Source organism: Bacillus cereus group sp. BfR-BA-01381, assembly GCF_022663555.1.
GTDB lineage: Bacteria > Bacillota > Bacilli > Bacillales > Bacillaceae_G > Bacillus_A > Bacillus_A pacificus.
Window position 1 is genome coordinate 14,588 of sequence record NZ_JAKUFR010000066.1, and the last position, 15,070, is coordinate 29,657.

The window sequence follows — 15,070 nt, forward strand, 5'->3', positions numbered from 1 at the left end:
TTGTATGAAAATAAAAATAATTAGCATCATATGTTTTCTGAGTTTTTTATTACCCTGTATTCCCACTCAAGCAATTGTAAAAAATAAAGGCTTTGACATAGATTTAACCGGTTATGAAATTTATTCGTTTGGTGATTTTAATCAATTAGGTTATAAAATAACGCCACTTACTCAACTGTTTCTAGGGATAGTCCAAACAGAAGGTGAGTGGATTGATGAACCAAGATTATATATTAAGGGAAATAAAGGTTATTTTCATCTTTGGAAAGCAGACGGTACGAATGTTCTTTATACTGTTGAAAAGAGTGGCGGTTTTTGGAAAATTATAGATGTGAAAAGGAAGGAAATTAACAGAATACCCGTACCAAAACAGTTTTTAAAAGAAGTAGTCATGAATCTCTTATTAGAACCGATAAGTAAAGAAGTTGAAAACTATTATAAGGAACCAAAACTTTGGTATCGAGGTTCTGAAAAAATACTTGAAATAAAAAAATATGAAGTAAACTCTATTTTCTATGTAACTGTTCAAATTCAAACCTTTGAGGGTGCACACAATCCTCCTTATGGAGAGGACACAATTACTTTTCGTATAAAAGGAAATGATGTAAAAACGATTCATTACAAACATAGAGATATTTCTGAAGAAGGATTAAAAAAACTCGAATTAAGATGACGGTGCATTGATTTGTTTGCCCACTCCTCATAACGATAATTATGTCAATGAGCTGCCTGATAGGGGCAGCTCATTTTATTTTTTCGTGTAGCGTAGTTTTTGTAAAATGTTAGCGGTCCTCTTATTGCTATGAATTAAAAAAGTATTTTTCCTAAAAATGTATATGAATGCAATAGTGATAATATATATCCTGAAAATTTCTTTGTACATTCAAAAAGATATTTCTTTTTAACCACGTTAATTATTTATTGGAATATCTTTTTTAATTAAAATGAATTTTTTTGATAAAGGAGAATATAAGTATCTTTATAATGAGTAAATTGGATAAATAATATATGACTGTGTTTTATGCTAATTCATTCAGTTTTAAGCGATAGGAACAAGGGTTGTGTACGAACTGTAAAATATTATCCATATAAAATTTTGCTCGCTAAATATTTCTGAAAATATAAAAATATTAATTTTATAAATATACACGTTATAATGAGGGCGTCGAGAGAAATTTTATTATCTCTGGAGAAAATATAAAAAATGCGATTATAAGTAAGAAAGGTGTGTGGTTAGAGGCGAAATGTATGTAAAGTGCTTCAGTGGCTTGTGTAATCAATACCATAAATGCTGCCGAAGCTATGAAAGTGATGTATAGAATTGAGAAAGAAATGCCTCATAAATGAAGAGAGGCCGGTTTAACTAAAATTACTGTTACAAGTAATTCAGAGAAACCATTAAAGTAATACACTGTTATTAGAAATGTTGCAACGTATTTATGAAATCTATTCTATATTGTTCTCTTAAGTGGTCTTTATATAAGGAGCGGATAGTACGAGTAAACTTTTTTGTTAACGCTAACAATTATATTAGGACGCTATCTAGCGAATGTTTTAATTTGGATTCATTTTGATGAAGGACATACAATGTGGGGCAACTTGTAAGGCATTCATTTTCCGAAAAAGAAAAATATTCGTTAGCTATAAAGAGAGCCGCAGGAATAGATAAAAGGGGGAGTTATTATATGAACGGGAATACTGCAAAGAAAATAGAAGTTCAAGCTGAAAATACCGCACGAAAAAATGAGCAATATGCAGATCCGAAAAAGTGGCATAAGCAGGATACTACATGGGCACTCAGTCTATTTGGAACTGCAATTGGAGCAGGGGTGCTCTTTTTACCGATTAATGCAGGTTCAGGTGGATTATTATCGTTACTACTAATTACATTGCTTGCATATCCAGTTATGTATTACTCACATAGGGCACTTGCTAAAATGATATACGCTTCTAATTCTGCTGATGAGGGGATCACAGGTACAATTAGAGAGTATTTTGGAAATAAAGCGAGTATCATTTTTAACATCGTATATTTCGGTTCAATTTATACAATCGTACTAATGTATTCGGTTGCGCTTACAAACACTGCAAGTAGTTTTATCGTGCATCAATTGCACATGCCAGAACCTCCAAGGGCTATTTTATCACTTGTATTAGTTCTTGGTCTTATCGCTATACTTAATTTTGGTCAAGATATTACTGTAAAAGTCATGAGTATGCTAGTGTATCCTTTCATAGCTTCTCTACTATTTATCGCAATATCTTTAATTCCACAGTGGAATACGTCAATGCTTAGCTTTTCAGCTGTTTCTACTGCTTCAACAGGAACAGGATATTTTGGAACGATATTAATGATTCTACCAATCATCGTATTCTCATTTAATCATTCACCTATGATTTCATCATTTGTTGTGAAACAGAGAGCTACGTATGGAATCGAAGCTACTGATGCGAAATGTGCACAAATACAAAAAGTTTGTTACATCATGACATTCGTTGTAGTTATGTTCTTCGTTTGGAGTAGTGCACTGAGCTTAACTCCAGAGGATTTAAAAATGGCAAAAGAGCAAAACTTATCAATCCTTTCATATCTAGCGAATGAACTTAATTCACCTGTAATTACGATTGCCGCTCCAATCATTGCTTTTGTGGCTATTACAAAATCTTTCCTTGGCCATTATATCGGAGCATTTGAAGTAATGCGTGACATGATTATTAAGTTCGGTCAATCACGTGGAAAAGTAATTGAAGAAAAAACAATTAAGACAATCGTTCTTACTTTTGTTGTATTATCATGCTGGTTTGTTGCTTACACAAATCCAAGTATTCTTGGACTTATTGATTCTTTAAGTGGTCCATTAGTTGCTGCTATCTTATGTCTATTACCGATGTATGCGATTCAAAAAGTACCAGTACTAGCTAAATACAAAGGGAAAATGAGTAACGTATTTGTTATTATTGTAGGTGTACTTACTGTTTTAGCAAGTATTAAATCATTATTCTAATTCACGACTATTAGTTTGAATGAAAAATAGAACGATTTTGGGACAGGCTTCTCGGTTGGGAGGGTCTGTCCCTTTTTAATGCGTTACAGTTTATCTTGTTGATTTTATGAGATATTTCTGCATAATTGTAGCTAAGGGAGATGATTTTAGGTTGAGTAAACTGAATATTAGAACAACAGTTTCGGGAGATATAATTGTTACTCGTCTTATCGGCAAGATTAAAACAGATGATGTTTATGAATGGTTTAATGGTTTCGAGCAAGTTTGTCAGCAATTCATTTCCGAGGGACGGAAATACAAATTGTTGGTAGATAGAAAAGGCTACATACCAGATCATTTTTCTGTTCAAAAAGTATGGAAAGAGAAGTTTTTTAATGAAACGATTTTGAATCACAGTAAGGCAATTGCTTTTCTCCTTGAAGAAGGCGAGATCATGAATTATTTACAACAATCCAATACGAAAGAATCCGTAAAGTTTTTTGATGATTATAGACAAGCATTCCTTTGGTTGAATGAATATCCCATATGAAAATTTTAGCGAACCAGTTGCTTAAGCAATTGGTTTTTTTAGCTTGTAATGTTGTTGATGTCTCTATACGAAATGTTTAGTGCGTATAGCAGCATTTTAAGGGACATACATTTTGAATGCGTTAAATATAATTCTTATTAGCACCAAGAGGAAGAGAGTACTAGTAATATTGAAAGGTCGCAGGATAGAGTCACATAAATTTAAAAATATCCATGTGGCATAAAGTGAGTAAGGGGGATAAAGATATGAGTACTTCAAATTTGAATGAAATAAGTAAACAAATTTTAAAAGAGGAGGAAACACTTCAATTTTCCTCTTTTACAAATGAAGATGCTTTGCAGTTAGGTTTATTTATTGTTGAAACAGCGAAGCAAGAGGGAAAATTGATTGCTGTTGATATAACGAAAAATGGTGTACAATTATTTCATTTTAAGATGACGGGGACAAATGAGGAAAATACGAAATGGATTGAGCGTAAAAAACGAGTCGTTTCCCTGCATGATCGTAGCTCGTATTATATGCAAATACAAAGTGAAATAACTGGAGTCTCCTATAATGAAAAATATCTTTTAGATACTTCGGAATACGCTGCATTTGGTGGATGTTTTCCTATCAGAATAAAAAACGTAGGGGTTATTGGAATGATAACCGTTTCAGGATTACCACCAGAAGAAGATCATGAATTGGTTATAAGAGCGGTTAAAAATCAATTGAAGCAATAATAAAAAGGCAAAATCGAACATATTCTTGTTCGGTTTTGCCTTTTTATTATTCATTTTATGTGATGAAGATAGTTCTAATAAATAAACAAGTACGAAAAGATAGTACGGAGTGGGAAATCTTTGATTCGAGACACTTTACTTGACGATGATAATCTATGTGGTTAATATGATAGATATAAAATAACTTAATTACTTTTAATAATTAGGTTATTTTATTTAAGTAACGGTAGGTAAGTAAGATGTGGTAGAAATGCTTTGAATTGCCACTATTAATATTGGGGACAATTAGAAAGCGAAAGGTATAAAAAGAATTGGAATTTGCGAACTCTTTGTTTTTTATAAAACATGAGCTTCTGTACAATTCATTTTTAAAATATTGACCAGGACTATACAACAAGAGGGGGACTGAAATTGGAATCAATGACCTTTGTTTTATTTGGAGCGACAGGGGACTTAGCGAAACGAAAAATTTACCCCGCACTATATAACTTATATAGAGATCAAAAGCTTCCAAAGCAAATATCTGTTATCGGGCTTGGAAGACGTCAAGTATCTCATGTAGATTTTCAAGGGAGAATAAAAGAATCAATAGAGACATTTTCCCGTCATAGAGAAGAAGGTACTCTAGAACTTGAAGGTTTTTTAGATAATTTTCGCTATTGTCCATTAGATGTGAGTAAGCCGGAAGACTATGAGAGATTATTGCAAGTCGTTCGTGAAAGGGAAGAAGAACTACATATAAAAGGGAATAGAATGTTCTATCTTTCCGTTGCTCCTGAATTTTTCGAGACAATTGCTTTAAATATTAAGGAAAGCGGACTTGATAAAACGGATGGGTGGAAACGCCTAATGATTGAGAAACCGTTTGGGCACGATCTCAAATCTGCTCGTGAGCTGAATGATAAGCTTAGTCGCACGTTTGAAGAAGACGAGATATACCGTATTGATCATTACTTAGGTAAGCCGATGATTCAAAACCTTGAAGCACTAGAGTTTGCAAATCCTGTTCTCCAATCGATTTGGAATAAAGAACATATAGCGAATGTACAAATTACAGCGAGTGAAACAGTTGGGGTTGAAGAAAGAGCAGGATATTATGATCAGGCAGGAGCCATTCGAGATATGGTTCAAAATCATATGTTACAAATATTAATGATGACTGCTATGAATCTGCCGGAAAAGGTTAATGCATGTGAAATTCGAGAGGAAAAGCGAAAGGTAATGGAGACGCTTCGTAAAGTGAAAAAAGAAGACGTTCAAAACCATATCATTCGCGGACAATACGCTTCAGGAGAGATAAAAGGCGAGCAAGTGGTAGCATATAAAGAGGAGCCAGGAGTAAATCCTTCTTCTAACATAGACACATTTGTTGCTGCTCGATTGTGGATCGATAATCCGTTTTGGACTGGCGTTCCCTTCTATATACGAACAGGTAAACGAATGAAAGAAAAGTCTACTCGTATTGTAATCGAATTTAAAAATACGTTAAAACAGCAATATCAAGATAATAATCCAAATGCAGAACCTAACTTATTAATAATTGAAATTAGCCCAGGTGAGAATGTTTCACTACAGTTAAATAGTAAAAATCCATTGAAAAATGGAGAAATTGAACCGATGCGTATTAACTTTACTTGCGAGCAAGCAGATGTGGGAGTGCCTGAAGCGTATGAAAGACTCATTCATGATGCTGTGAGTGGAGACGCTACATTCTTTGCACATTGGAGAGAAGTTGAATTGTCATGGGAATGGGTACAACCAATTCTTGAAGCATTCGAGGAAAATTTATTACCACTTCATGAATATGAGTCTGGTTCATATGGTCCAGATGCATCTCATGAGTTATTACGAGAAAGTGGATTTAAATGGTGGTTAGATCAAGAAACGGAAAAATAAGTACTTTCTTTCATGAAAGCATTTAGGGGGACGATTATTATGACACAAAACATAAATCAATTAGCAGTGAATACACTTCGTACGTTATCGATTGATGCTATTAATGCGGCAAATTCAGGTCATCCAGGTCTCCCGATGGGCGCAGCACCGATGGCTTATGCATTATGGGCGAATCATTTAAATCACAATCCGAATCATCCAAAATGGTTTAACCGTGATCGATTCGTTTTATCGGCTGGACATGGATCAAGCTTATTATATAGCCTACTTCATTTAGCTGGATATGACGTTTCAATTGATGACTTGAAAAGTTTTAGAAAGTTAAATAGTAAAACACCAGGACATCCTGAGTTTGGTCACACTTCTGGAGTTGAAGCGACTACAGGCCCGTTAGGACAAGGCATTGCAAATGCTGTCGGAATGGCAATGGCAGAAGCTCATTTAGCAGCGAAGTTTAATAAGGATGGTCACTCTATTATAGATCACAATACGTACGCTTTAGTTGGAGACGGTGATTTAATGGAAGGTGTCGCTTATGAAGCGATGTCAATGGCAGGACATATGAAACTTGGCAAGTTAATTGTGCTGTATGATTCAAATGAAATTTCACTTGATGGTGAATTAAACATTGCTTTCTCTGAAGATATGCAGAAAAGGGTAGAATCTGCACATTGGCAATATGTAAGAGTTGAGGATGGAAACGATGTTGATGCGATTACAAAAGCGATTCAATTAGCGAAAGACAATACGGACCAACCTACTCTTATAGAAATTAGAACGATTATAGGTTACGGAAGTCCAAAAGTTGCTGGAACGAACAAAGCACATGGTAACCCGCTTGGATTAGAAGAAGCGACAGCGACAAAACAAGCGTATGGTTGGCATTATAAGGAAGACTTCTTTGTACCTGAAGAAGTAACAGCTCATTTTAATGAATTGAAACAAAAAGGTATTGAAAAAGAGAACAAGTGGAATGAACAGTTCAACGTATATAGAGAGTCGAATCCAGCACTAGCAGATGAATTAGAAAAAGCGATTACAGGTGAGGTTTTAATCGAAGCGAAAGACATTCTATCCTTTGATACTGAAAAAACGATTTCCACTCGTGTTGCAAGTGGGGAAGCTATTAATCATTATGTGAAATCGATTCCTTCTATTTTCGGTGGAAGTGCGGATCTTTCTCATTCTACGATGACAGATATAAAAGGTGAAGCAGTGTATACAGTAGAATCGTATGCTGGCCGAAATATATACTTCGGTGTACGTGAACATGCAATGGGCGCGGCAGCGAATGGACTGGCACTTCATGGAGGAGTAAAGCCGTTCGTAAGTACATTCTTTGTATTTAACGATTACCTTCGTCCATCGATTCGACTGGCTGCATTGCAAAAGTTACCTGTTACGTACGTATTTACACATGATTCGATTGCTGTAGGAGAAGATGGTCCAACGCATGAACCAATCGAACATTTGGCAGCTCTTCGGGCAATTCCTGATTTAACAGTTATCCGCCCGTCAGATGCAAATGAAACAGCGAGTGCGTGGGCTTATGCATTACAGCAAACGGATGGTCCAGTCGTTTTAGTACTGAGCCGTCAAAATTTACCGGTGTTTCATGAAACGAAAGCGAACATAGAGAATCTTTCTAAAGGAGCTTACGTATTAACGCAAACAAATGAAAATCCAGATGTGATTTTAATTGCGACAGGTTCTGAAGTAGCCTTGGCTGCTAGTGCAAAAGCGAAACTAGAAGAAGACAATGTCTCTGTTCGTATCGTTGCAATGCCAAGCTGGGAGTTATTCGATCGTCAATCGAATGAATATAAAGAATCGGTTCTTCCGTCTTCTGTAACGAAACGAGTATCTCTTGAGATGGGTGTATCTCTCGGTTGGGAACGTTATGTAGGACAAGAAGGAAAAGTACTATCAATTGAAACATTTGGAGCTTCAGGAACTGGAGCTGAAGTCATGAATCTATTTGGATTTACGACAGAAAATGTTGTTCAAATTACAAAAAATGTGTTGAATTCTTAAGCTATGACTGTGAATACCTTTCTGTACGTACTAACATTTCAGTGCTGGAAGGTATTCCAGATTGTAGTGATATGGATTTTTAATAAAAGATGATTTGAGGAGGAATTATATTATGCAAGTAGGATTAATTGGGTTAGGTAAAATGGGATTAAATTTAGGGAAAAATTTAATGGATCATAAACATGAAGTAGTAGCATTTGATTTAAATGCAAGTGCAGTGGAAGAAATGAAAGAGTACGGGGCTACAGGTACATCTAGCTTAAATGAACTTGTTCAGTCATTACAATCACCAAGAGTTCTTTGGGTTATGGTACCACACGCTGTTGTTGATTCTGTTATTGATGAGGTTACACCACTTTTATCAAAAGGAGATATTTTAATTGAAGCGGGTAATTCACACTATAAAGAGTCCATTCGCCGATATGAGCAACTAAAGAAAGATGGCATTCACTTTATGGATGCAGGAACTTCTGGCGGAATGGAAGGCGCTCGTAATGGTGCGTGTTATATGATCGGAGGAGATCAAGAAGCTTGGGACATCGTTGAACCTATCTTCCGTGATACTGCTGTAGAAAATGGATACTTATATGCTGGAAAAGCTGGTAGTGGTCACTTCTTAAAAATGGTTCACAATGGAATTGAATACGGCATGATGGCTGCTATTGGTGAAGGATTTGAGATTCTAGAGAAAAGTGAATTTGACTACGATTATGAAAAAGTATCAAGAGTATGGAACAATGGTTCAGTCATTCGCTCTTGGTTAATGGAATTAACAGAAAATGCATTTTCTAAAGATGCAAAATTAGATGAAATTAAGGGTGTTATGCATTCTTCTGGTGAAGGAAAATGGACAGTAGAAACAGCATTAGACCTTCAAACAGCAACTCCTGTTATCGCAATGTCTCTATTAATGCGCTACCGCTCATTAGACAATGATACATTTACAGGAAAAGTAGTAGCAGCTCTGCGCAATGAATTTGGCGGACATGCAGTAGAAAAGAAATAAATATCTTAAAAATTTAACTCATTGACGTTTAAAAAATGGAGGGAATAGATTATGAAGTTTTTTATTGATACTGCAAATCTTGAGGACATAAAAAAAGCATATAAACTTGGAGTTTTAGCTGGTGTTACAACGAATCCTTCTTTAGTAGCAAAAGAGGGCATTAAGTTTGAAGACCGTATTGCAGAAATTTGTCAGGCAGTGCCTAAAGTTGAATCTGTTTCGGCAGAAGTAACTCCAGATGCTGTGACAGCTGAAGAAATGATTGCTCAAGCAGAAGAGCTGATTAAGATTAACGGCGGCGATGAGAAAGTTACAATAAAACTTCCGATGACGCTAGCGGGATTAGAAGCTTGTCGCTATCTTACTGAAAAAGGTGTGAAAACGAACGTTACCCTTATTTTCACTGTGAACCAAGCTCTTTTAGCTGCTAGGGCAGGTGCAACGTATGTTTCTCCATTTTTAGGACGTTTAGATGATATTTCTGAAGATGGCGTATTATTAGTTGCTAAAATTGCTGAATTATTCGATGTTCACCAATTAGATACACAAATTATTGCGGCTTCTGTTAGACATCCAGATCATGTAACTCGTGTAGCGATGGCAGGTGCTCACATTGCAACAATTCCTTATAAAGTAATTGAACAACTTGCTATGCACCCATTAACAGATCAAGGTATTGAGAAGTTTGCTGCGGATTGGGCGAAAGCTCCTAAATTATAATGCATAAAAGTGAGAGGGCTTGCTGAAAATTGCTTTTTATGAGAGGACAAATCCTAAGTAACTTCATCGTTTAAACTGGATCCCGAGTTTGTAGTCTTACTATGTGAAAACAGCAAGAGAAGAAAGTGTCATTCACTTTTGAAGAAGGAAAATTTGCTTACGCGTAGCGTTTATCACAATAACATTACAATTATGAAAGAGAAATCCCCTTATCAGAGAGAGTAGGTAACATGTATCTCTGGTAAGGGAGATTCTTTTTATATAAATTATTATGTTGTGAAGATAAGTTGTATTTCGATATATAAATTCTTACTCAAGAAAGAACTATATAGGTTCTTTTAATTATATAGAAATTTGAAAGGGTTTACATAAAGGGGTGGAATTGCGTATGAATATGTACCTTTTAATGATTACATTATTATCAATTGTAATTGTTATTTTAGGGGTATCGTGGTGGAGATGGCATGCGTTTATTAGTTTAACGATTGCAAGTTTGTTTTTAGCGATTATGTCTGGAATGCCAATGGATAAAATAGTGAGTGCTTATGAAACGGGAGTCGGAAGTGTTCTCGGACATTTAGTAGGTATTTTAGTACTAGGTACAATATTAGGGAAAATGATGGCAGAGTCAGGTGCTGGAATGCAAGTGGCAGAGTTTTTTATTAAATCTTTTGGGATAAAAAACTTACCATGGGCGATGTTAATTGCAGGTTTTATTATTGGAATTCCAGTGTTTTTTGAAGTAGGCATTTTAATATTACTACCATTAGTAATTTCAATTCATAAAACTACGAAACAAAATATTTTATTGATAGCATTACCAGCAATTGCTGGGTTATCTGTCGTACACGGCCTTGTTCCTCCGCATCCAGGGGCAATCGTTGCAATTGGTATTTATAAAGCGAACCTTGGGAAGGTACTATTGTATTCACTCATTATTACATTTTTTGCAGCGATTATTGCAGGTCCTATATTCGCTCAATGGATTCACAAACGTGTAATTCCTGAAAATGAGCCAGAATTGATACGTGTAAATACAAAATCAACGAAATTACCAGGAATAGGAGTTTCATTTTTAGTTATATTGTTACCGGTTCTGTTAATGGTTTTAGCTGCAGCAGCTCCTTATGTTCCACTTTCTACTACTTTGATGAAGATTGTCACATTAATTGGTAGTCCTATCATTGCATTATTGATTGCATGTTTTGCAGCGTTTTATTTTCTTGGATTTCGTCAAGGTATCGATAAAAAGACGATTAAGAAGGTAACAGAAGATAGCTTATTACCAATTGGTTCAATTGTTGCGATTATTGGTGCTGGCGGCGGATTTAAGCAAATTCTTATCGATAGTGGCGTAGGGAATGCTATTGCTCAAATGTCTGAGCATTTAGCTCTATCCCCAATTGTATTAGCATTTATGGTAGCTGGATTAATTCGAATTGCGACAGGGTCAGCGACAGTCGCTTTAACAACAGCAGCGGGCATCGTTTCACCAATCGTCGAAAATGCGGCAGGTGTGAATTTAGAATTGCTCGTCATTGCAACAGGTGCAGGAGCATTAATGTTTTCACACGTAAACGATGCTGGGTTCTGGATGGTAAAAGAATACTTAGGTTTAACAGTGAAAGAAACATTTAAAACATGGACAGTATTAGAAACATTACTTTCATTTATCGCTTTTGGAGGCGTTTTACTACTCGATATGTTTGTTTAAAATAGGGTTGTTTCTATTTAGATAAATGCAGCATACAACGTTATCAATAGATAAAAGGAATGTATTTTTATGGTGGTATACTGTAGCAATTTTTTGTTAGGAGGAAGAAATGGTGGACACAAAATATATGATTGGTGTAGACATTGGGACAACTAGTACAAAATCAGTTCTATTTTCTATTGATGGATCTGTTATTGCAAGTCATGGAATTGAATATCCTTTATATTCTCCTACGCCTGAAACAGCAGAACAAGACCCAGAAGAAATTTTTCATGCAGTAATACATACGATTAAAGAAACTGTACGATCAAGTAGTGTACAGCCGAATGATATTCTTTGTGTTTCTTTTAGTTCGGCAATGCATAGTATCATTGCTGTAGATGAGAAGGGAAAACCGTTAACGAGATGTATCACTTGGGCAGATAATAGAAGTGCAAGCTGGGCAGAGAAAATAAAGAATGATATGAATGGTCATGAAATTTATTTGCGTACTGGGACACCAATTCATCCGATGTCACCACTTTCGAAATTAGTTTGGTTACAGAATGAGCAGGCAGAATTGTTCGCAAAAAGTTATAAATTTATTTCTATTAAAGAGTATGTTTTTTATAAGTTATATAAGGAGTATGTAATTGATTACTCTATAGCATCAGCGACAGGCATGTTTAATTTGAAATCTTTAAAATGGGATGAAGAGGCTTTACATGTAGCGGGCATTACAGATGAAAAGCTTTCTAAACTTGTTCCAACGACGCACAGCTTAATAGGGTTAGATGAAGAACTTGCAAAAGAGATGAATGTACTTGTTTCTACTCCTTTTATAGTAGGAGCGAGTGACGGTGTACTATCTAACTTAGGTGTAAATGCAATAGATCCTGGTGTTGTGGCTGTTACAATTGGTACAAGCGGTGCAATACGTGCTGTAACAAATCGTCCTGTAACAGATCCAAAAGGTAGAATTTTTTGTTACGCCTTAACTGAAGACCATTGGGTAATTGGTGGACCGGTTAATAACGGTGGTATGATTTTCAGGTGGGCTCGTGATCAATTAGGCACTTCAGAGATTGAGCTTGCGAAACGTTTAGGAAAAGATCCATATGAAGTGCTTACTGAAATAGCAGCAAAAGTGAGTCCGGGGTCCGACGGTTTATTATTTCACCCGTATTTAGCAGGAGAAAGAGCTCCTTTATGGAATGCAAATGCGCGAGGATCTTTCTTTGGACTTGGATTGCATCATAAGAAAGAACATCTTATCCGTGCTGTGTTAGAAGGAGTAATTTATAATTTATACACCGTTCTTCTTGCTTTAAAAGAGCTAATTGGTGAACCGAAAAAAATTCAAGCGACAGGTGGTTTTGCAAGATCGGAACTTTGGAGACAGATGATGGCGGATATTTTTCATCAAGATGTATATGTTCCGGAAAGTTTCGAAAGCTCTTGCTTAGGAGCTGCAATCCTCGGTTTATATAGTTTAGGTGAAGTAGATACGTTACATGTAGTTTCTGAAATGGTAGGTGCGAATTTCCACCATGAACCAAACATGGAAAGTGTGGAAAAATATAAAGATTTAACACCAATTTATATTCGTCTGTCCCGTCAATTGGAAGAAGAATATGAAAGTATAACAGCGTATCAAAAAAAGTGGGTTTAAAGGCTATTTAGCAGAGAAATATGGTAACGTATAAAGAAGTACTCCAATTTTTTAGGATACTCTTTCAACATAAAATATGTTAAGAAGTATGATGAACAAAAAATTTAGGGAGAGAGGGTTATGAAAATGACGGATAACAAAGAGTTTATTGGATATGTTGGAACATACACGAAAGAAAATAGTGAAGGAATATATAAGTTTACGTTAGACACAGAAGCAAAAAAAATTAGTAATGTAACACTTGCGGCTAAGATGGATAACCCTACATATGTAACGATTAGCAAAAATAATGAATATCTCTATTCTGTTGTTAAGGAAGGCGAATCTGGCGGTGTAGCTGCTTATTCGATTGATAGTAAAACGGGAGAGCTAACGGAACAAAACAGACAAGTAGTGGAAGGGGCTTCTCCTTGTCATGTGAGTGTTGATAGTAGAAATCGTACGGTAGTTACAGCGAATTACCATAAAGGAACGATCGAGTCTTTTGTAGTTAATGAAGAAGATGGAACTGTAAATCCTGCCACATCTATTATGGCACATGAAGGTTCAGGTCCGAACAAAGAAAGACAAGAAAAACCGCATGCACATTACGCGGGATATACGCCTGATGAAAAATATGTGGTGGGTGTTGATTTAGGGATAGATAAAATAATTACGTATGAAATAAAAAATAGTGCATTACAAGAAGTGAATAGCTTGTCTGTAAATCCAGGAAGTGGTCCGAGATATATTACATTTCATCCGAATGGAAAATATGCGTATGTGATGACGGAGCTTAGTTCAGAGGTTATTGTGTTAACATATAATCCAGCAGAAGGAACATTTACAGAATTACAGTATATTTCTACCGTTCCTGGAGCATTTGATGAAAATAATCAAGGAAGTGCGATTCATATTTCTTCTGATGGCCGCTTTGTATATGCAGGTAATCGCGGCCATAATAGTATTGCTGTTTTCAGCGTAGATGAAAATTCAGGTGAGCTTACATTTGTTGCACATACATCTACAGAAGGAAATTGGCCAAGAGACTTTGTATTAGATCCTACTGAAAAGTTTCTTGTTGCTTCAAATGAAAAGTCGCATAATCTTGTGCTATTTTCAAGAGATGAAACGACAGGGAAGCTAACTCTTTTACAATCTGATGTTGTTGTGCCGGAGCCTGTTTGTGTGAAGTTTTTGAATGTTTAAGTTGTGTTGAATCTGAATGGGTATAGAGATGTCGTTATTTGTCGGTAAGTCGATATTCTTTGTCGAAACGTCGATATATTAAAATAATCGTTGATATAATTGAAGTTGTGTTCGATATATTTGAAAAATCGTTGATATAATTTCATATGCCTAAAAAAAGCAAAGCGATATCGCTTTGCTTTTATTGTTTCTTTTTCGGTCTGCGTACTAACTCGCCGCCGCAGTTTGGGCAAACGTTATGTCTTTCTTCTGTACATGGTGCGCAAAATGTACATTCATATACGCAAATGTATGCTTCAGAATCTTGTTCCAATGATTGATTGCAAATTTGACAGTTCGTTTTCATTTGTAGTGCCATAGTAGGTCTCCTTTTAGTTAGAATATTTATAATTTAATTATAATTCATCGGATAGAAGTTGTCTTTTTCAATTGAAAGGAAATCGAATGATAAAGTTATGATTTGAAATGAAAGAAGCTCGTTTATTTTTAAATTGATTATTTAATAAGGTTGGAATATTATGAAATAGTCAAAAGACAACAGGGGGTATACATTTTGACTAATCATAACGATCATTTAAAAGCAAACTGCGAAAAATGCTTCGGTT

General features: G+C 35.6%; 12 protein-coding genes. 11 read left to right on the forward strand and 1 reads right to left on the reverse strand.

Features of this window, described 5'->3' with window-relative positions; translation table 11 throughout:
- The first annotated feature begins 4 nt into the window (after positions 1–4).
- The 11 genes from MR079_RS20260 to MR079_RS20310 all read left to right on the forward strand — a co-directional run bounded on the left by MR079_RS20260 (position 5) and on the right by MR079_RS20310 (position 14,465).
- Complete coding sequence (locus MR079_RS20260; RefSeq protein ID WP_242294505.1) at positions 5–673, forward strand: DUF3888 domain-containing protein; 669 nt, start codon at positions 5–7, stop codon at positions 671–673.
- Between the two features lie 1,012 nt (positions 674–1,685).
- Positions 1,686–3,005: an aromatic amino acid transport family protein gene (locus tag MR079_RS20265; RefSeq protein ID WP_001014187.1), complete on the forward strand. Its 1,320-nt coding sequence runs from the start codon at positions 1,686–1,688 to the stop codon at positions 3,003–3,005.
- A 106-nt stretch (positions 3,006–3,111) separates the two neighbouring features.
- On the forward strand, positions 3,112–3,534 hold the full coding sequence (locus MR079_RS20270; RefSeq protein WP_080120838.1) for an STAS/SEC14 domain-containing protein: 423 nt from the start codon (positions 3,112–3,114) through the stop codon (positions 3,532–3,534).
- A gap of 212 nt (positions 3,535–3,746) precedes the next feature.
- Positions 3,747–4,256: a heme-degrading domain-containing protein gene (locus MR079_RS20275; RefSeq protein WP_139866193.1), complete on the forward strand. Its 510-nt coding sequence runs from the start codon at positions 3,747–3,749 to the stop codon at positions 4,254–4,256.
- Positions 4,257–4,667: 411 nt separating this feature from the next.
- A complete protein-coding gene (zwf, locus tag MR079_RS20280) occupies positions 4,668–6,152 on the forward strand; it encodes a glucose-6-phosphate dehydrogenase (protein ID WP_139866192.1) in 1,485 nt (494 codons plus the stop codon).
- Between the two features lie 39 nt (positions 6,153–6,191).
- Positions 6,192–8,186, forward strand: coding sequence for a transketolase (gene tkt / locus MR079_RS20285; RefSeq protein ID WP_242294506.1), 1,995 nt, complete (start codon positions 6,192–6,194; stop codon positions 8,184–8,186).
- A 112-nt stretch (positions 8,187–8,298) separates the two neighbouring features.
- Positions 8,299–9,192 (forward strand): phosphogluconate dehydrogenase (NAD(+)-dependent, decarboxylating), encoded by an 894-nt coding sequence (gnd, locus tag MR079_RS20290; protein ID WP_001195921.1) that lies wholly within the window; start codon positions 8,299–8,301, stop codon positions 9,190–9,192.
- A gap of 51 nt (positions 9,193–9,243) precedes the next feature.
- Positions 9,244–9,912 (forward strand): fructose-6-phosphate aldolase, encoded by a 669-nt coding sequence (gene fsa, locus MR079_RS20295; protein WP_000667676.1) that lies wholly within the window; start codon positions 9,244–9,246, stop codon positions 9,910–9,912.
- Positions 9,913–10,300: 388 nt separating this feature from the next.
- A complete protein-coding gene (gene gntP, locus MR079_RS20300) occupies positions 10,301–11,626 on the forward strand; it encodes a gluconate permease GntP (protein WP_242294507.1) in 1,326 nt (441 codons plus the stop codon).
- Positions 11,627–11,735: 109 nt separating this feature from the next.
- Positions 11,736–13,277 carry a gluconokinase gene (gene gntK / locus MR079_RS20305; RefSeq protein WP_139866189.1) on the forward strand — a complete coding sequence of 514 codons (1,542 nt, stop codon included), beginning with the start codon at positions 11,736–11,738 and terminating at the stop codon, positions 13,275–13,277.
- A gap of 126 nt (positions 13,278–13,403) precedes the next feature.
- Complete coding sequence (locus tag MR079_RS20310) at positions 13,404–14,465, forward strand: lactonase family protein (protein WP_472927144.1); 1,062 nt, start codon at positions 13,404–13,406, stop codon at positions 14,463–14,465.
- Positions 14,466–14,646: 181 nt separating this feature from the next.
- Here MR079_RS20310 and MR079_RS20315 read toward each other — a convergent pair whose 3' ends face one another.
- Positions 14,647–14,823 carry a DUF1272 domain-containing protein gene (locus MR079_RS20315; protein WP_001207878.1) on the reverse strand — a complete coding sequence of 59 codons (177 nt, stop codon included), beginning with the start codon at positions 14,821–14,823 and terminating at the stop codon, positions 14,647–14,649.
- Positions 14,824–15,070: the final 247 nt, after the last annotated feature.

What these genes read in the sequence shown, in the direction of transcription:
- MR079_RS20260 (WP_242294505.1), top strand. Translation starts at nt 5, where the DNA reads ATGAAAATAAAAATAATTAGCATCATATGTTTTCTGAGTTTTTTATTA.
- MR079_RS20265 (WP_001014187.1), top strand. Translation starts at nt 1,686, where the DNA reads ATGAACGGGAATACTGCAAAGAAAATAGAAGTTCAAGCTGAAAATACC.
- MR079_RS20270 (WP_080120838.1), top strand. Translation starts at nt 3,112, where the DNA reads ATGAGATATTTCTGCATAATTGTAGCTAAGGGAGATGATTTTAGGTTG.
- MR079_RS20275 (WP_139866193.1), top strand. Translation starts at nt 3,747, where the DNA reads ATGTGGCATAAAGTGAGTAAGGGGGATAAAGATATGAGTACTTCAAAT.
- tkt (WP_242294506.1), top strand. Translation starts at nt 6,192, where the DNA reads ATGACACAAAACATAAATCAATTAGCAGTGAATACACTTCGTACGTTA.
- gnd (WP_001195921.1), top strand. Translation starts at nt 8,299, where the DNA reads ATGCAAGTAGGATTAATTGGGTTAGGTAAAATGGGATTAAATTTAGGG.
- fsa (WP_000667676.1), top strand. Translation starts at nt 9,244, where the DNA reads ATGAAGTTTTTTATTGATACTGCAAATCTTGAGGACATAAAAAAAGCA.
- gntP (WP_242294507.1), top strand. Translation starts at nt 10,301, where the DNA reads ATGAATATGTACCTTTTAATGATTACATTATTATCAATTGTAATTGTT.
- gntK (WP_139866189.1), top strand. Translation starts at nt 11,736, where the DNA reads ATGGTGGACACAAAATATATGATTGGTGTAGACATTGGGACAACTAGT.
- MR079_RS20310 (WP_472927144.1), top strand. Translation starts at nt 13,404, where the DNA reads ATGACGGATAACAAAGAGTTTATTGGATATGTTGGAACATACACGAAA.
- MR079_RS20315 (WP_001207878.1), bottom strand. Translation starts at nt 14,823, where the DNA reads ATGGCACTACAAATGAAAACGAACTGTCAAATTTGCAATCAATCATTG.